The following is a 17,621-nucleotide window of genomic DNA, read 5'->3' on the forward strand; positions in this document are numbered from 1 at the left end:
CAATAATGATTTGGAAAATAAATGATACTGAATCTGATTACTATTAGCCATCCAATTATTAAAATCAGATAACTTTTTAAAATCATAGTGACCATTTTGCTAATATCGACATATTCAATCAGGGTCTGCTTAACTAAGTCAGCACAATCTCATGCTGTTGGCAATTTTTTAATAGCAGTTTTATTCTTCTTTAACTCGAATAACACTTTTTTCCCTTTCCAAACCCAAGTCTTTCTTAATTGGTGCTAAGATAACAATTTACCTTTTGTGTCACTTTACCAGTTAAATCATTGTCTATAGCAATAATCTTTTTGGTTTTATGTATTACTTTTTACCAGTAATTCTACTAATAATTCTACTAAAATTATTCGTAAATACCAATTAACTATTTCAATGAATCTTTCTATCAACGTATTTCACATCAAAAAAGCATCACTTAAGAATACATTGTCTAGTAAAAATACTGCTAAATAACTGAACAAATCCCTGAAAACCCTTTAGTTAAAGTTTAGTCAAGCCTTTAGTAAGTATTAAAGTTATAACGGCCTAATCCAGGAAGCGATGTAGCTACGGAGAAAAAAGGCAGAACATGCAAACAGAAAATTTAATTAAGCAACATCATAAATGACCACCAACGTGATGTTCTTGTATTCGATCCGCAGCTAGTTTGCCGGTTAATCAAAAAAATTACCATCATTCTACGCTACATGGATTCCACATTTAAAGATGGTAAAGTAATTAAAGTTAAAATGTAAATAAGCAATCTAATGGTTTTGACTAAAAGATTGCATTATCTCAGAATCTGTTCTCTCATCCTCTTTATTGTTTGAAAAGTAAAAGCTAATACTATTATCGTCTTTGTATTTTTCAAAAAGAGATGATCTTAACAGATGTGCTTTATTCCCATTAAATTCACTTCTTTTTGAACTTTTTGCGTTTCTTTTCACTGCAAAACAGTATATCTTATTAGGATCTTCCGAGTTACTTTTGCTTAATGATGCTACCTTTGCTTTCTTTTTATGATTTAAGTACTTTAGCTGGAATAAAATCATTCAACTTATCAGCAAATTGAGCTAGAATATCACCTAAGTTTTCAGAATGTTTTATTTCAAAATATGTACGTAGTGTTTTAGCATCAATTAATAATCCATTAACATGTACTTCCACTTTCAGTTAATGGTCCAAATCATTACGTTAAAAGAAAGTTAATTGAACAAGTGCATATTTATTTTTTTTTCAACTTTTCCTTAAATAGTTGAACTAAGACAATATATTTAATTTTCTTATACAGAAACATAAAGCTAGATCTAATCATTAAGTTGCATATCACGTTTTAATAATCTTAAATTTTGTAACATTTTATATCTCCTTAAAAACATAGAAAATAAATTATTTAACAATATTCAGAAATTCGTTTGGGTACTATTTTTCTATACTCTAAAACGTTGAAAATGTAATTTTGTTAAATATTTTTTTCTGCGCTTTTCAGACGAATTGGAGATTAATCCAAAGTTCTGCCATTTAACATTACGAAACCCTAATTGGCGCAAAGTTTTGTTGATGAAAATTTTCTTGATAGCATTACCTAAAACAAAACGAATATACCAAGTTGGCGAAGTGGAAGTGGTTAGCACATAGCAATGCTGAACATTAGTCAGCTCACCTTTCACTCCTGTTTTAGTAACAGTATGTGATAAATCTTCCCCTTCTTTCATCACCTTGTCAATAAAGCCTTTTAACATCCCGGGAATATCATTCCACCAAAAAGGTGTAATAAAAATCACGGTCTTTGCCCGTTGACATAGTTTTAGGTATTTAGTAACCAGTGGATCAGTAGTTTGCCCCTGATGATAAAGTTTTAATTCTTCTTTTGAGTATACTGGATTAAATTGTTCTGCATACAAATCAATTACTTGGTACTCCTGATGAGCAGCACTTAAATTTTCTTTAATTACTTCTAATTCCGCATGATTAAAACTTTGATCATACGGATGGCAATAAATTAGCAAAATCATTTTTTGCTACCTCCAATCATTTCGTCTAAGGTTAGTTCAACCAAACTAGGATCATAATCTGCAACTTCCTTTAGTATCAGTAATGAGTATCCTTGAATAAAGGACCAAATCTGCGTAAAAAATTGCTGATCGGTAATACCACCCTGGTTGACTTGATGTACTAAGCCCATTACCAGATCATAAAATTCAAAGTCATGATTCATATTTTGATAAAAATCATCTAAGCTCGGATTAAAAAACAGAAAGTTAACCAGCTTCGGCTGTTTTTGGATTAAGCCACAGAAACTCTCAGCAAGCGAAAGTAGATTATTTTTAGGTGAAGCTTTAGAGTCAATGGTTAATTCTTCAGAAATTTGGCGGGATAACACTATGGACACCTGATAAAACAATGCATTTTTATTTTGAAAGTACTTATAAATGGCTCCCGTGGTCATCCCTATTTTTGCTGCCAATTTTCGCATTGATAATTTTTTGTAATCATCTTTTTGGATCCAGTCTAACGTTGCTTGAATTATTTTGTCCTGGGTATTGTCCATTTTAAAAAGCTCCTCACATAACAGTGTTATCTACAGCTCATAATATAACAGTGTTATCTAAAACGTCAAGTTAAAATAAACATTATAATATTATATTTTAGAAATCAAAGTACCGTTCATTTGGAAATCTGGACGTCAATTAACACTGATCAGTACCCTTTCTCTCCGAGACATCCTGCTTTCTAAATTTAACTTCAGTAGAGAACATGATAGTTATTCAATTTTAGCTAATAATTGTTGGTGATGGTAATTTTTATAAAGCCATCTTAGAATGTTGTGATGGTCAGAATTATGCAGTAGCGTCTGTTACACTTGGAAGTTCAGAATCTAAAATGACAATAATTATTAGCAGAAGCAATTAGAAGAAAAAAATAGCAAGAAAAGCTCAGCGTTCCACAGAAAGGTAATTAAGTAAAGAGTGCCGCTATCAGAAATGATTAAGTCAGCAACACAACAAAAGCATGGTCGTCAATAAAACAACCATGTTTTTGTTATCTAAATCTAGGTTAAGTATTCTATTCTTTTAAACAAAGTCTGCCTAGTAAGCCAACTCTCCAAAAGGAGCACTGGTCTATGGCTCAACAAGTCGCACTCCCAAATAATAGTGATTAACTCTAATTTACTAATCGATCAATAATTTTTAAAAATCAATCTGTAGTTAATTAGAAACGCTTATGTTTGATAGTCGGTGATTTTTCTGATTAAACACTGCTTTCATTAACTGGAATACCAAACAACTAACAGTCCTAGCCCTTGAAATAAAGGCAGACAGTTTAATTTATCATGACCGTACTGTCATCACAATTTACATATAATAAATTAGCCCCCTGTAAATTATGGTCATGATAACCGTCATAATGTTTTCCCTTATAATAAACCTCAGTATCTTCATTAATCGTATAATTTAAAGGTTCACTTACATTTTGTAAATCAAGTTTTACCTCATCACCGGTAACTCTATTGTTTCCTATAAGAGATGTATTATTCATTTTTATTCTAATTTCCTCAGCTTCTAAGTCTAAATTACTAAATTGCGAGTTCCTTACTAAAAACTTGCCATCATCTGCTGCCAGATATAAATTTTTCAGTTGTGAATTGCTAATGTTTACAACGCTATCATCACTATTAATATGGGCATGCTCTGCGACCTTAACTTTAGTAAGATTTATATTTTGATCATCATTGTCAATCTTTAAAGATTTTAAATTCAAATTTTGTAGATTTATTTTACCATCACCATTAGTGATTTTGATATTTTTTAAAGTATTGGCATCTGGAACTGTAATAAATAAATCTCCCATTCGCTTCGTTTTTGAATAACCATTATGAATAATATTAATGATGGAAGCTGGTTCGCTGCTATCAGATTGTTTTACTTCTAGCTGCTGATTTGTTACTTTTAATTTAGCCTTTTGATTGGACTGAAAACGAACCTGATATTTCCCGCCCACTTTAATATAGATGTTAGCGGTTTCAGCATTAATCAGAATATCTTGAAAGGGTGCCGCTGTTCGTAAGGTTTTTACAGGTCGTGATTTTGGATTTCCCCAAACTACAAAGGGTCCCTCATTACTATTACTGCCTACAGAACGAAAACCATTATTAATAAGACCAATCATTGCAATAATAATGGCTATAACAAATGCTATCGTTAATCCTAAGTAATATTTTTTCATTTTATCTATCCTTCACTTTGTAAAAATTTTCTGTAAAGACGTGCCGGCCAATTTTTTTTGAAAATTTAGTCATTAGAGAAATCAGAAATCTAATAACGGAAAAAATCAGTGGAACTAAAATTAATATAAGAATCACAAAGGCCAGAGATGAGCCAAAATAAAAACATCCTACCGCCCAATTGCTGCCAAAAATTAATGGAAAAGCTTTATACATTATTAAAATAGCTGCACTAAAAAAAGCTAATACCACACCGATTATCACAGCAAGAAAGATACCTAAAACCAACATAAAAGCAAAAATAATTATAAGTAACGGTACTCCTAAAGGAACGCTGGCCAACCCTAGAATAATCCATTTAATTGACTGCAAATCAGTGCTTAATTTGGTAGATTTTTTTTTGCCATTATTTACATCAGTGTCTACTTCATAATTACCATTGATAGAATAGTTGGCTAAAATTTTTCGTGCTAATTGCTTAGGCTCACCAAACTGATTAATTAGATCTGGGCGACTTTTTACTTGAGAATCAAGTAAAATTTCCTGATAAAAATTAAGCACATTTTCTTTTTCTTTCTTATCCATACCCGTTAAATAAAATTTAAGCTCTCGCAAATATTCGTTAACTACCGAAGTCATCAATATCCTCCTTCAAACAAATTATTCATTTTCTGGGTAAAATCCTGCCAATCTTGTTGAATTTTTTTTAAATAAGCCTCCCCCGATTTCGTAATATGATAATAACGTCGATTGCGCCCTGAATATGGTTGATCATAAGTACTTAAAAAGCCTTGTTGTTGCAGTTCTCGCAGAATTGAATAGACAGTTGATTCTGATGCTCCAAAAAGAGTTTTCAATTGTTTAGTTAACTTATAAGCATATAAGTCTTGGTTCAATAACAGCGCCAATAAAGCACCAGTAAGGTATTTATAAGAATCATGTTTACTCAAGCCTGTTCATCTCTTTTTTTATAATATATCTTTATTTTTACTATATTATATAATGTATAATATAGTAATAACATAGACTGCTAATTAAAACAACCCCATTACTTATAGTAATGAGGTTATTCTTGATTTTTTTAATTTAAACTGACTGTCAATTTCAATTTTAAAAGCAGTAATTCCGATAAATATTAGCAAACTAAGAATTATATTTTTCAAAAATAACAAGTAAATCATCATTAAATATTATTCTGATTTTTTATTCAAATTTGGTATCTTCGTTCATTTTATTGTAAATACCAACCTGAACTTGAATTTGTAGTTTCATTCCATTAGAACTAATCAATAGATTCTCTAGAGATAATTCAATAAATTCAGCAATTGCCATAGAAACATGATAAGTTGTTCTTACAAAAACTAGAACAACATCTTGTTCACCTAGTAAAACCGCTATCTTCTTTAAAACATTTTATGACGGTTATTGGCATTATGATTGCAAATGATTGCCATTATATTGCCAAAATGCTAAAATAATTCTAAAAAAGAGAGTGATTATTATGGCAGTCGCAAAGAAGAAAACAGCAAGTGTCTTCACCAGAGTTTCACCTGAACTAAAAGAACAAGCTGAGGCGGTATTAGACCAATTACAAATTCCAATGACAACTGCACTCAATATGTTCCTACAACAGGTAGTCAACCAACAAAAAATTCCGTTTGAGATCACTAATAAACGTGCACCTACTGACTATTCAACCCTTACCAAAGAACAATTTAATAATGAAATTAAAAAGGGCTTCGCTGATTTTGATGATGGCAATACTTTTACTCCTGAACAGGTTCAAGCAGAGCTCTTAAAACATCGGCGAGGTTAGAAATGAAATATTGAAAAGTTATTTATTCTGGACAAGTAAAATTAGATCTTTTAAATATTACTGACGATATTCGCTATAACTTGCTTGCCACGCAATCAGCAATTCGGATCACCGATAAAATTATGGATGAAATTATGAAATTAGATTCCATGCCAGAGCGGTTCTCACTATATCAAGAAGAACCCTGGTATAGTTTAGGACTAAGGTTCTTTCCAGTAGAAAACTATACCGTTTTTTATTATCCTGAAAGTCAAACCGGTGTTGTTCAAATAATCAGAATAATGTACAGTGGACAAAATGAAAGTTCTCATTTGCCTACACAATTGAATAACTAGTTAAGAGCATCGGCTTCTTTAGTCGATGCTTTTCTTATATCCTGAAGGAGTTTATTCAACTATTTTTTTAACAAACTCCTTCATACCAATAAATCATCGCCTAAGAACACCTTTAATCCTAATTCAAATAAAGAAATCGATACATCTTAGCAAAATTAGAATTTTCAGTCCCCCAATCTGGTTAAAACCAGTATTTTGATTATCCTTTCAAAGAACATTTGGTTCCTACATGCAAAACAACTAAAAAATAAGTAAAATTCAATAGCACATAGGTTGCCGACTCTTCAACAATCAATGAGCATAAACCGATCCAAAAGCAGCATTAATTTATACCCCCAGAAAGTTTTACATAGAAACACAATAATAATCATGGCCATACCACCAAACAAAGCTTGCAAGTAACACTTAAAAAGCCCAGAACTTTTACAGTTAGCACAAAAGTCTTGGCTTTCATCGCAAAAAAATACGGAACTTGCTTTAGCAGTTCCGCATACAATAGTTAAGATTCTATTTACCGCTAAAAACCGGAAAATCGCTGGCAGTACCATAGTTGTCAATCTGCGGCAGCTCGGTTAAAGTCTTTAAATCCTCAGGAGAAATTTGAAAGTCAACCTGACTATTTTCGACAATATGTGCTGGATTTTCACTTTTTGGTAACGGTAAAGTGCCTAATTCTAAACAATACCGAATCGCCAATTGAGAAACCGATACCTGATATTTAGCAGCTAATTGCTGAATCGCTTGATTTTGCAGAATCTGACCATGTGCTATCGGCGAATAGGCTTCTACTAGAAGATGCTCTTGTTCACAATAATGCAGCAATTTTAGCGGAGTATTAGAAATATGCAATAAAATCTGATTGACCACCGGCTTGATGCGTCCATTCGTCAAAATATTATCCAAATCTTCTGGTTCAAAATTGGCCACTCCCAGTGCGCGGATTTTTCCAGCATCATAGGCGGTTTCTAAAGCTCGCCAAGCAGCCAAATTTCCGGCAAAATAGTGTTCCCCATTCCGAAATTGAGCCCATGGCTGAGGCGAATGAATAAGCATCAGATCGACATAATCCAAATCCAGATCTTTTAACGATTGATCAATAGCCTGTAAGGCAGCATCGTAAGACTTAATTTCTGCAGCCAATTTAGTAGTCACAAAAATTTGTTCCCGCGGCACAGAAGTTTGGTTCAAAGCTTTGCCAATTCCTTTTTCATTACCATAGGCTTGGGCAGTATCAATATGCCGATATCCAGCAGCCAAAGCTTTCTCCACAGCCGTTGCAACTCGGTCATTATCTATTAACCAAGTTCCAAATCCTAATTTAGGAATTTGCACGCCATTTTCTAATTTATAGGTTTCCTGTAAAACTGTCATCTTCTTCTCCTTTCAAACTTTTCTCTAGAGCATATTTAATTTTTATCTTAACTGGGTAATTGATTATATACTTCATCGGTTACAGGTTCTAACCATTCGGAATTCCCAGTTGTAATGGCCAAATGACTAAACCAGGAATCCTTAGTAGCACCATGCCAATGTTTGACGCCATCATGAGCAATTACAACATCTCCGGGTTGTAAAAGTTGTGCTGGTTTCCCGGCCTCTTGATACCAACCCTTGCCGCCGGTCACCAGCAGGATTTGACTGCCATTATGATGAATATGCCAATTATTACGGCAACCAGGTGCAAAAGTTACATTAGATACTGGAACGCTGACGTCTTGGCTGGGAGTTACTAAAGGATTATTGTAACTTTGACCAATAAAGTATTGAGCATAAGCATCATTCTTAGGTCCGGTTGCAAAAACACCAGGTTGTTCGACCTTTTTGTCTGTCATTGGATAGCCTCCTCAAGTATTACTAAAAAATTTTCCTATAATTTCCAATCGTCCCTCATATTGTTTAGTCTGATCTTCTAGGCGGCAGATTGTTATTTTCACAAGAAATAAAAACTTGCCAAACCGAACTTAGTACTGGCACAACGACCCCAAACTGATCATCAATACAGCTGTCAAATACGGTTTTTCTTTAGGACAAGGTCAAGTATAATACTTAAAGTTAACTTTAAGTCAACCAAAAAATAAAATTTGTCAAAAAAAGAACTTTCGTTATAATTGATTCTAAAGTTAACTTTAATAGGAGGCTCAAAATGACTGCTTTAACCAATCAGCCAGTTTATACAATTAGCGAATTTGGAGCCAAGATCGGCTTAACAGCTTCCACCTTACGTTATTATGAAACTGAAGGTTTAATTAAGCCCCACCGTTATACCAATGGCCGACGCTATTATACAGAAGATGATGTTAGTTGGGTGAAATTTATCAATCATTTAAAAGGCACGGGGATGAGTATTAGTGACCTAAAACAATATATTGCCTGGCGAGAACAAGGAGATCAAACCATTCCGCAACGTTTAGCCTTATTAAAGCAGACTAAAAATAATTTTTTACAGCAATTTGCCAATATCCAACATCATTTACAAATTCTCAACGATAAAATTAATTGGTACGAGGCTAAAGAAGCCGGTCTGACCTCTGAAAAAGAAAGTTTTGCGAATTATTTACAAAGATTAGGCCATCACGAATAATCTGAAGTTTGAACCCAAGTAATTTTCAATAAACTAGCATTACTTAAAAACTAGCTGTTCATCACAAAAAAACTGGAGCTTTTCTCTGCTCCAGCTTTTTAAACTAAAATTGTCAAAAACGAATTTTGCCCTAAATAACCATTCTTATTAAATAGCAATGTTAAACTGCTTATCTTGAGGCGCACTTGATTTTGCAGCTATTAAAAATCACTAAATAATTGATCAATTTGCTGATATTCATCTGGGGATAATTCAATGTGCAGCGCCGCTGCATTATTTTTAACCTGTTCCACATTACGTGCTCCCGGGATGACAACACTAATTGCCGGATTAGCCATATACCAAGCCAATACAGTTTGTGTAACTGTTGCTTGATGACTATCAGCAATTTTCCGAATTCCTTCAATTCCTTGGATGGCTTTATCATATTGCTCTTTACTGAAGTCTCCCAGCAATTGTCCCCCATCAGTATTTTTAAATTTATCCCAATCATCTAAGCCATATTTACCTGTTAAAAGTCCTGAAGCCAAAGGAAAGTAAGGTACAAACGAAATATTTTGGGCTTGTAAGTATTCTAACTCTTCTTTAACAGCAGAACGGTGAACTAAACTATACTGATCTTCAACAATATCAACTTTACCATTGGCATTAGCTTCTTTAATTTGATCCAAGGAAAAATTAGAAACACCAATTGCGCGAATTTTACCCGCTTTGCGAATTTCATCTAAAGTTTCAACAGCTTCATCTTTAGGGGTTTTTTCATCAGGAAAATGTAAATAAAAGATATCAATGTAATCGGTTTTTAACCGTAATAATGCTTCATCAACTGATTTCTTGATAAAATCAGCACTGTTATTCATGGCCATATCCTGGGACTTATCTTGAGCTGCTTTGGTGGCAATTATTACTTTTGAACGATCATAATCCTGCAAAACATCACCGATAATCTCTTCAGATCGGCCAATACCATAAACATAAGCAGTATCCAAAAAATTAATTCCTTGATTCAAGGCTTCGCGGACTAAATCATAGCCATCTTTTTCGTTTAAATTTTTAAATAAATTATGTCCACCCACCTTGTTGGTACCTAAACCGAGTTTAATCGTATAAACGTCGCTTTTTCCAATTCTGACTTTTTCCATATTTCTTCACTCCTTATCAATAAATGGAGATAACTTTAGCTTATGACGAAGCCCTTTGAAGTTCATCGTCACTAATTAACAACAATTGCGTTTCCCCCAGCCAGAGACTTCAACTAAAAAATCGAAAACGTCTACAATAGTTCGACTATTTTAAATTCGGACTGAGTAATTTTTGCCAGCAATAATTACAGCTTTCGCAGCAGATTTTGGGGTTCCTAGTTGTTTTTTAGTTTTAAGGAAAACACATATTGATCAATTGCTTTGGTTCTGATAGCGATTACAACAATACTAATTATAATACATAATCATTTTAAAGAATAGCAGCAGTACCCGTCAAGTAATTACTCTCTAAGCGGTAAATAATGAAAGTTTAACTTTATTAATCTGTAAAATAGCCTACTAAAAATTTAGGTAAAGCCCCATTTTGCTATAACTGCTGCCAAATTGAAGTAATCCAACAATACTTTAACTTTGTATCGAAAAATTTTGTCAATACACGCACTATTCTCAATCCTTTTATAATTGTCATTGCTGGCCGCTGTAGTTTTTAATTATTGCGCTTGCTTAAAAAAATGAAATTTATTATTTTGTTTATTCATTAATAATAAAGCCGCCAAATAGTCCACAAAGCTAATAATTAATCCTAGCCACTCATTGACGGTGAATGCCCCAAATAAGATAGGAAGCGGAATTTGCAACAGCCAATATAAAGCCCATGGTGTCACTAATTTTTTGAACTGCAAACTGAAAATTAAATTGCCGAAAACAAATAACAAGATTCCCGCTAAACAAATTAATGGTTTCCTACTTAAGTCAAAAAGCGACAGACCCCCAAAAAATATCTCAAAAACCACCCATCCAGTTATGATCATTATTAACATTGCAAAGTTAAGTCGCCATTTAGTTTGGGAGTGCCAACGATTAAATTTCAAACTTTGCCCGACTGGGCCCGAAAAACAGAATATTAAGGTTCCACCAATCAGTCCTGCTATTATTCCTTGAGTTTTAGGACCAGTTCCTAAAAAGAAAGCAAAAATAATCACTGCAACTCCTAACACATTAAATAGCGGCCAAATTTTCACTAACCATTGTTTAAGAGAAGCTCTAGGCAATTGGCGAATAATCGCATCTGCAGCAGTTTGGGGATCACTGCCGAAATGTTCTTGTGCAGAAATTCCATTATTTTGTGCAGTCAGCATATCCATTAACATGTCTGTCACCACGTCTTCGACAGCCAGCGCATCTTTATCCAAATATGACCGCAGATATTGAACCAGAGTTTCTGCATAAGCATAATTTAACCCATGTAATTTTTGTAAAAGTTGATTATTCGCTAAATACCGATCCATAATTAACTTTCTCCCTTATTTCCCATTAATTTGGACATGGCCTGTTGTAATTGCTGCCATTGGGGTAAAAAAACTTGTAATTGCTGCTGACCCTTTGGTGTAATTTGATAATATTTGCGATCAGGTCCTGTTGAAGAACTTTTTTTATGTGCTTCAATCAATTCTTGATGTTGTAATTTTAACAATAAAGGATAAATAGTTCCTTGAGGAATATTGCCAAAGCCATTCTGAACTAATTGCTGCTGTAAAGCGTAACCATAGGTCTCACCTTGGTCAATAATTAGTAAAATGGCATTTTCCAAAATACCTTTAAGCATTTGTGTCGGAATTTTTGTCATAAACTAACTTCCTCTACTTTGTAAAACAAAGTATATGTTAAAGTTTCCTGCTTGTAAAGCCAGATAACGCTTTTTTAGACAATTAAAAAGCAGCAGATTTTTAAAATCCAGCCGCTTTAGTTAAATCTAACGAGAATTAATTTTCGAAAATCAAAGTTTACTATCAGGATAGGCTGCTCGACTGCCACCAATCAGTTTCGGTCGAGATGCTAAAAATGTTACATGCGCCTGACCTATTTGTTGTTGGGAGGTCAAAATAGGAATTTGGACGAACTTCACATGCATCCCAATTTGAGTATCACCGATATCCATTCCGCCCTCAGCAATAATATGTTCTACTTCCACAGGATCTTGAAATTGCTGATAAGCAGCCACTTGAGCCGCTCCACCAGCATGTAATTGCGGAATTACGGTAACCTCCTCATAATGATGAGCGGCGGCCACTTTGCGCTCCATTAATAAGGCTCGATTAATATGTTGACATCCTTGAACAGCCAAATCGACCTGATATTTCTGAAGTAAAGAACGCAGCGTTTGGATAATTTGATTTCCAATTTCCTGACTGGAATCCGTACCCATCCATTTGCCGGCAACCGCACTGGTACTACATCCTAAAACAAATAAAGAACCCGGTCGTAAATTTACCTGCTGAAAATAATCAGTTACAGCTTGAGTTAGTTGTTCTTCAATCCTTTCCATTTCCATTGATCTCACTCTTTTTCGTTTTTTAAATTAATCATAACACCAATTTTCCTTAAAAGTTGTAACTTTTAGCCAAATGCTGTCGCTTATCTAATTATTGAGAAAATAAAACTGGTGAAATTTCACGTTAATATAAGTAAAATTAACTGTATTTTTACTATTAATAATAGTTGAAAAATTCATGTATTTTCTAAATACTAGTCCTAGCATTTAAGTAATTAATCCACTTTACAAGCTTTATTAAATTATTGAATGTCACTCAAAAACTTTAAAATCAATAATATGATTATAAATACTTGACGCAGTAGTTGGAATATTGAAAAATATAGAAATAAATAACAAAATTTAGAAAACAGTGACCGTTCAATTAACATAAGTTAATTGCTTAATATGCGAGTATTAAAATAACGTTTACAAATCTAAGTTATTTAATATAATAAAATTAATAGATAAATTTAGAAAGGAAGTGAGAAAATATGACCAAAACCATTAGAATACCAGTTAATCATACCGTAATTGATTGGGCCATCAATTATGGAGAAAAAAGTTATGAAGAACTAATACAAAAATATAAAATAAATTCTTGGAAAAATCCAAAAAAGAAAAATGACTCGCCCACTTTAAAGCAACTACAGAATTTTAGCAATGATACTAGAATTCCCTTTTACTATTTTCTTAATGATGAAATTCCTAAAGAAGACCATTCCTTTGTTAAATTTAGAACAGTAAATAATTCCAATGTAATTCCAAGTCGGAAATTAATTGATACTATTAACAATATGAAAAGTCGCCAAGCATGGATGAAAGATTATATCAATGAAGAGAAAGTAAATAATCAATTCAAGTTAAATAGTTTTATCACATTTGATATAAGTATTAATACTGCAGCAAAAAAGGTTGCACATCTTCTAGATTACAAAAAAACCTATGAAAAGAGAAATACAGACGAAGATACTTTTAAAATTATTCGACAAAAAATTAGCTCTTTGGGAATAATGGTTATGAAAAACGGTGTCGTCGGATTTAATAATTACAGAAAATTAGATGTAAATGAATTTAGAGCTTTTGCACTGGTAGATAATGTTGCGCCCCTAATCTTTATTAATAAAAACGATAGCCAAAAGGCTCAAATTTTCTCACTGGTACACGAATTTATTCATATATTAATAGGACAAAGTGAAATATTAAATGTATCTCCTGATTTATCAAATATAGAACTGACAAAGAAAAAGGAACGCTGGATTAATAGTGTAACCATTAACACTCTTTTACCAAAAGAAGATGTTCTGAAGTATATAAACAAAGATAATCCCAAAGAAAGCATCCTGAGTATATCCAAACATTTTCATACAAGTTTAATGGCAACTTCAATTTATTTAAAAGAATTGGGTATATATAAAAATATTGACTATATTATTAATTGGGCTAGAGAGAAACAAGATACTGCAGTGTCAATAAAGAACAATAAAGAAAAAAAATCAGTTCCTGCATTTTATAACACTGCTATATCTCGGGTTGATGCAAGATTTGCAAATGCTGTTATAAATAGTGAAAAAAGTGGACAAACACCTATCGGAAGTGCCGCTTCTATGCTTGGAGTATCAGTAAAGAGCTATGATAGGTTTGTTCAAAAATTTTTTAATTTGGAGTAATATATGGCATATATAATAGATACTAATTCACTAATAGACGCTAGTATAAAATGGTATAATCCCGCAGTATTTAAATCTCTATAGCCAAAATTATCTAATTGTAATGATATTTTCTTAACTGAACAAGTTTGCAATGAAATTAAATCGCCAGATATACTTGTCAAATGGGTGGACAGTTTTAACAAGCAAAGAATTATTAAAGTAGATCAACAGGCAGTAACTGAATATAGAAATGTAATAAACTGCATAGTAAAATCAAAATATTGGACTGAAAGTGGGATTAGCCAGTGGACAGCTTCGCCAAAGAAAGCAGATCCTTGGTTAATAGCTATGGCAATAGTTCATAATTGTACAATAGTGACAATGGATGGAATTACAAATCGTATTGGCCAATCTAGAAAAATTAGAGGACTCCCTAATAAAAATTCCCCATCCTCAGTTGAACCCAAAATAGCTCCTGTTGCTAATTTATTTGGTATAGAAACTATTACAATTTATGAACTGCTAGTAAAGTTAAAATTCACCTTTTAAGGGAAATAATAATTATTATTTCCTTATTTTATTTTTAACATATAGTCTTATATATAAATATGATTTAAACAATTACTTAATAATCAAGTTCAGATTAATGAAAAAATATAATTTACATTAATTAGTTGCTATTTGCTTTTAGACTATAGTCAGTATGAATTTATGATGAAAAATTTCCTTTACATGAAATTATTAATTGATGTTTTTAATTTACATAACAAGGTAGATATTTATCGATCATTTAATTATTAGCAAAGACACAATCTATAGTTATAGTAAATTTCTAATAAGATCTAAAAATATTATCACAAAATATAAAAGTCATTCCCAGTAGTCGGAATGACTTTTTTTATACCGCTAAATCTTGAACTTAGGCTGATCTAATTAGAAAACAAACTAACATTTTATCCTCATAACCAATATCATAAATATTAAAAACTTCGTTTAAGATTAAATTACCCCTCAAAAATACCCAAGTTCATCAAAGAAAACGCATTCTTAATTCAAAAATAAATATTAATACTCACATTGAGCAATGTCTTTAATATAATAATGCCACCTTTTTTGTAATGGCTTTCATTAGCTTTGTTATCGATAAATGGCGTATAATAAATGTTGTTAGCTAATGACAGATTTATATCAGAATTGGAGGTATTCAATATGTCAGATCGTTTAAAAAATAAAGTAGCTATCGTTACTGGTGGATCATCAGGAATCGGTTTAGCAATTGTTAAGCGCTTTAAAGAAGAAGGCGCTAAAGTTGTGATTGGTGATCTGCAAGAACCTAAAGATCCAGAGCTAAAACAAGCACTTGATAAAGGTGATCAGGCACTTTTTTGTAAGTTAGATGTCGCAAATGAAGATTCTTGGACCGCAATAATTAATACTACCCTCCAAAAATATCAAAAATTAAATATTATTGTCAATAATGCTGGTATCGGTTTAACTACTGATGTTGAGCATTCACAATTCGATGACTGGAGAAAGCTGATGTCAATTAACTGTGACGGCGTTTTTCTAGGAGTTAAACACGGTATAATTGCTATGAAAGATAATGGCGAACAGAATTCTATTATTAATATGTCCTCCATTGAAGGTTTTGTCGGTAATCCGGATTATGCTTCTTATAATGCTTCTAAAGGTGCGGTTCGACTTTTAACCAAATCGGCAGCACTTTACACGGCTCGTCAAGATTATCCGGTACGGGTAAATAGTATTCATCCGGGATTTGTCAATACACCGATACTGGATGAGAAACAAAAACCTGCTATAGCAGCCCAAATGCCAATGAAAAGATTAGCTGATCCAAAAGAAATAGCAAATATGGCTCTATTTTTAGCATCCGATGAAGCCAGTTATTGTACCGGTGCTGAGTACCTCGTTGATGGTGGCTTTACAGCGGAATAAACTCGCCTTTAATTAGAATTAAATTAAAAATAACTTGATTAAGCTCTGATAATTAAATTACCAGAGCTTTTTTGATTTTCATACCAGAGTCTAATTTTCCTATATTTTTATTGCTACAATAGCCGAATAAATTGAAAAAATACTAGCCGCAAAGTATCGCACTTGGTGCTAACTTGACATTAATTCTAATAATTATTATGATTGTATTACTTAATTAAAAAAAATTAATATATTATTAATATATTATAGATATAAGGAGATTTTTTAATGACGACTACGTTATATTCCAATTTTTCATTATTTGATGGTCAACAGCCCCAACTGCAAAAGCAGGCCTGGATGCAAGTTGATAATCAAACAGGAAAAATAACTGCCATCGGCACCCAAAATCCGCCAGCAGCGGATCAGCAAGTTAATTTAGAAGGAAAATATGTCACACCCGGCTTAATTAATTGCCATACCCATATTACCATCGATCCTACAACTTATGATGGCGGTACTTCCATTAACGTTGTCGAGTCTACCGTGCGAGCCGTACTTAATCTGCATACCATGTTAAAATCTGGAGTTACTTATATCCGCGAATGCGGCAGCAGTTACGATATCGATATTACTTTAAGTCAGTTAATTGCTAACGGGATGCTCACTCAAGTGCCGGAAATCTTGCCATCCGGCAAAGCTTTTTCCATGACCGGTGGCCATGGCGATTCTCCAAATAGCGGCCATTTAGTGGACTCACCTGATGAAATGCGCAAAGCCGTCCGTCAAGCACAAAAAATTGGCGCCAAAGCTATCAAAGTCATGGCTACAGGCGGTGTCATGACGAAAAATGATTTTATGAATGATCCCCAATTAAGTGTTGCCGAAATGCAGGTGGCAGTAGAAGAAGCTCATCATAAAGGCAATATTGTTGCCGCTCACGCCGAAGGCAATCCCGGTATTTTTAATGCCATTAAAGCTGGTGTGGATTCGATCGAACACGGCTTTTATGTTAATGACGAAGAAATTGACTTGATGTTACAGCAGGGAACTTATTTAACTCCGACAATTGTCGCTGATTGGGCAATTCCTAAATTTGGTCAAGGTATTTTACCAGATTGGGAAATTAAAAAAGCCGCTGACGCTTTGGATGATCTCTATCACAACATCGCCCATGCCCATGAACGTGGTGTAGCCATTACCTTGGGCACCGATGCCGGTACACCCTTTAATGACTTCTCTATGACTCCCGTCGAATTACAATTAATGGTAGAACATGGTTTTAGTGCTTATGAGGCGCTAGCTACTTCTTCGCAAAATTCAGCACGACTGATGCAGATTGATGATCAATACGGAACTTTAGAAGCCGGAAAATTTGCTGACTTTTTAGTTTTAGACAATGATCCTCTGGCTGATATTACAGCCTTACAACAAACAGACAAAGCCGTTTATAAAAAAGGACAGCGGGCTTATTAAATCTTTATTTGAAGCCTAACGATAAACTTAATAAGCATCAGACTATCCTGTAACTTTGATTAAGTTGCAGGATTTTTACATATCGCAG

20 protein-coding genes are annotated in these 17,621 nt (G+C 33.3%); 7 read left to right on the plus strand and 13 right to left on the minus strand.

All coding sequences use genetic code 11. From position 1 onward, the window contains the following. Nucleotides 1-764 precede the first annotated feature (764 nt). From JG29_RS08895 to JG29_RS04450, 7 genes are all read right to left on the minus strand, one after another. Nucleotides 765-1,052 (minus strand): DUF6037 family protein, encoded by a 288-nt coding sequence (locus JG29_RS08895; RefSeq protein ID WP_274602249.1) that lies wholly within the window; start codon nt 1,050-1,052, stop codon nt 765-767. Further along, nucleotides 1,018-1,167 (minus strand): DUF6037 family protein, encoded by a 150-nt coding sequence (locus JG29_RS08960; RefSeq protein ID WP_282432005.1) that lies wholly within the window; start codon nt 1,165-1,167, stop codon nt 1,018-1,020. Before JG29_RS08960 ends, JG29_RS08895 begins: the two co-directional genes overlap by 35 nt. Nucleotides 1,168-1,430: 263 nt before the next feature. Continuing rightward, on the minus strand, nt 1,431-2,015 hold the full coding sequence (locus JG29_RS04430; protein ID WP_045922762.1) for an NAD(P)H-dependent oxidoreductase: 585 nt from the start codon (nt 2,013-2,015) through the stop codon (nt 1,431-1,433). Next, entirely contained in the window at nt 2,012-2,551 is a 540-nt protein-coding gene (locus tag JG29_RS04435) for a TetR/AcrR family transcriptional regulator (protein ID WP_045922763.1), read from the minus strand. Before JG29_RS04435 ends, JG29_RS04430 begins: the two co-directional genes overlap by 4 nt. Before the next feature lie 773 nt (nt 2,552-3,324). Then, nucleotides 3,325-4,227 carry a DUF4097 family beta strand repeat-containing protein gene (locus tag JG29_RS04440; RefSeq protein WP_045922764.1) on the minus strand — a complete coding sequence of 301 codons (903 nt, stop codon included), beginning with the start codon at nt 4,225-4,227 and terminating at the stop codon, nt 3,325-3,327. A 1-nt stretch (nt 4,228) separates the two neighbouring features. Beyond that, nucleotides 4,229-4,864, minus strand: coding sequence for a DUF1700 domain-containing protein (locus tag JG29_RS04445; RefSeq protein ID WP_045922765.1), 636 nt, complete (start codon nt 4,862-4,864; stop codon nt 4,229-4,231). Continuing rightward, nucleotides 4,864-5,175, minus strand: coding sequence for a PadR family transcriptional regulator (locus JG29_RS04450; protein ID WP_045922766.1), 312 nt, complete (start codon nt 5,173-5,175; stop codon nt 4,864-4,866). The genes JG29_RS04445 and JG29_RS04450 overlap by 1 nt, the downstream gene beginning before the upstream one ends. A gap of 551 nt (nt 5,176-5,726) precedes the next feature. Here JG29_RS04450 and JG29_RS04455 point away from each other — a divergent pair. Then, on the plus strand, nt 5,727-6,041 hold the full coding sequence (locus JG29_RS04455; protein WP_198139895.1) for a type II toxin-antitoxin system RelB/DinJ family antitoxin: 315 nt from the start codon (nt 5,727-5,729) through the stop codon (nt 6,039-6,041). A 20-nt stretch (nt 6,042-6,061) separates the two neighbouring features. Further along, nucleotides 6,062-6,376: a type II toxin-antitoxin system RelE/ParE family toxin gene (locus JG29_RS08680; RefSeq protein WP_198139901.1), complete on the plus strand. Its 315-nt coding sequence runs from the start codon at nt 6,062-6,064 to the stop codon at nt 6,374-6,376. 507 nt (nt 6,377-6,883) lie between these two features. On the opposite strand, the gene JG29_RS04460 is transcribed toward JG29_RS08680, so the two are convergent. Both JG29_RS04460 and JG29_RS04465 read right to left on the minus strand, forming a co-directional pair. Next, nucleotides 6,884-7,747: an aldo/keto reductase gene (locus JG29_RS04460; RefSeq protein WP_045922767.1), complete on the minus strand. Its 864-nt coding sequence runs from the start codon at nt 7,745-7,747 to the stop codon at nt 6,884-6,886. A 47-nt stretch (nt 7,748-7,794) separates the two neighbouring features. Beyond that, nucleotides 7,795-8,208: a cupin domain-containing protein gene (locus tag JG29_RS04465; protein ID WP_045922768.1), complete on the minus strand. Its 414-nt coding sequence runs from the start codon at nt 8,206-8,208 to the stop codon at nt 7,795-7,797. A 311-nt stretch (nt 8,209-8,519) separates the two neighbouring features. Between JG29_RS04465 and JG29_RS04470 the strand changes: the two genes are divergently transcribed. Beyond that, nucleotides 8,520-8,957, plus strand: coding sequence for a MerR family transcriptional regulator (locus JG29_RS04470; protein WP_045922769.1), 438 nt, complete (start codon nt 8,520-8,522; stop codon nt 8,955-8,957). 200 nt (nt 8,958-9,157) lie between these two features. On the opposite strand, the gene JG29_RS04475 is transcribed toward JG29_RS04470, so the two are convergent. The 4 genes from JG29_RS04475 to JG29_RS04490 all read right to left on the minus strand — a co-directional run bounded on the left by JG29_RS04475 (nt 9,158) and on the right by JG29_RS04490 (nt 12,491). Further along, nucleotides 9,158-10,099 carry an aldo/keto reductase gene (locus JG29_RS04475; RefSeq protein WP_045922770.1) on the minus strand — a complete coding sequence of 314 codons (942 nt, stop codon included), beginning with the start codon at nt 10,097-10,099 and terminating at the stop codon, nt 9,158-9,160. A 551-nt stretch (nt 10,100-10,650) separates the two neighbouring features. Beyond that, a complete protein-coding gene (locus JG29_RS08590) occupies nt 10,651-11,448 on the minus strand; it encodes a DUF1129 domain-containing protein (RefSeq protein ID WP_052696309.1) in 798 nt (265 codons plus the stop codon). Nucleotides 11,449-11,450: 2 nt separating this feature from the next. After that, a complete protein-coding gene (locus JG29_RS04485; RefSeq protein WP_045922771.1) occupies nt 11,451-11,786 on the minus strand; it encodes a PadR family transcriptional regulator in 336 nt (111 codons plus the stop codon). Between the two features lie 150 nt (nt 11,787-11,936). Beyond that, nucleotides 11,937-12,491, minus strand: coding sequence for a TIGR01440 family protein (locus tag JG29_RS04490; RefSeq protein WP_045922772.1), 555 nt, complete (start codon nt 12,489-12,491; stop codon nt 11,937-11,939). Nucleotides 12,492-12,964: 473 nt separating this feature from the next. Between JG29_RS04490 and JG29_RS04495 the strand changes: the two genes are divergently transcribed. The 4 genes from JG29_RS04495 to JG29_RS04510 all read left to right on the plus strand — a co-directional run bounded on the left by JG29_RS04495 (nt 12,965) and on the right by JG29_RS04510 (nt 17,533). Beyond that, nucleotides 12,965-14,140 carry an ImmA/IrrE family metallo-endopeptidase gene (locus tag JG29_RS04495; protein ID WP_045922773.1) on the plus strand — a complete coding sequence of 392 codons (1,176 nt, stop codon included), beginning with the start codon at nt 12,965-12,967 and terminating at the stop codon, nt 14,138-14,140. A 108-nt stretch (nt 14,141-14,248) separates the two neighbouring features. After that, nucleotides 14,249-14,671, plus strand: a complete 423-nt coding sequence (locus tag JG29_RS04500) for a DUF4411 family protein (RefSeq protein ID WP_084232577.1) — start codon at nt 14,249-14,251, stop codon at nt 14,669-14,671. A gap of 660 nt (nt 14,672-15,331) precedes the next feature. Further along, nucleotides 15,332-16,078 carry a glucose 1-dehydrogenase gene (locus tag JG29_RS04505; protein WP_045922775.1) on the plus strand — a complete coding sequence of 249 codons (747 nt, stop codon included), beginning with the start codon at nt 15,332-15,334 and terminating at the stop codon, nt 16,076-16,078. A gap of 267 nt (nt 16,079-16,345) precedes the next feature. Continuing rightward, nucleotides 16,346-17,533 carry a metal-dependent hydrolase family protein gene (locus tag JG29_RS04510; RefSeq protein WP_045922776.1) on the plus strand — a complete coding sequence of 396 codons (1,188 nt, stop codon included), beginning with the start codon at nt 16,346-16,348 and terminating at the stop codon, nt 17,531-17,533. Nucleotides 17,534-17,621: the final 88 nt, after the last annotated feature.

Source organism: Bombilactobacillus mellis (genome assembly GCF_000967245.1).
GTDB classification, from domain to species: domain Bacteria; phylum Bacillota; class Bacilli; order Lactobacillales; family Lactobacillaceae; genus Bombilactobacillus; species Bombilactobacillus mellis.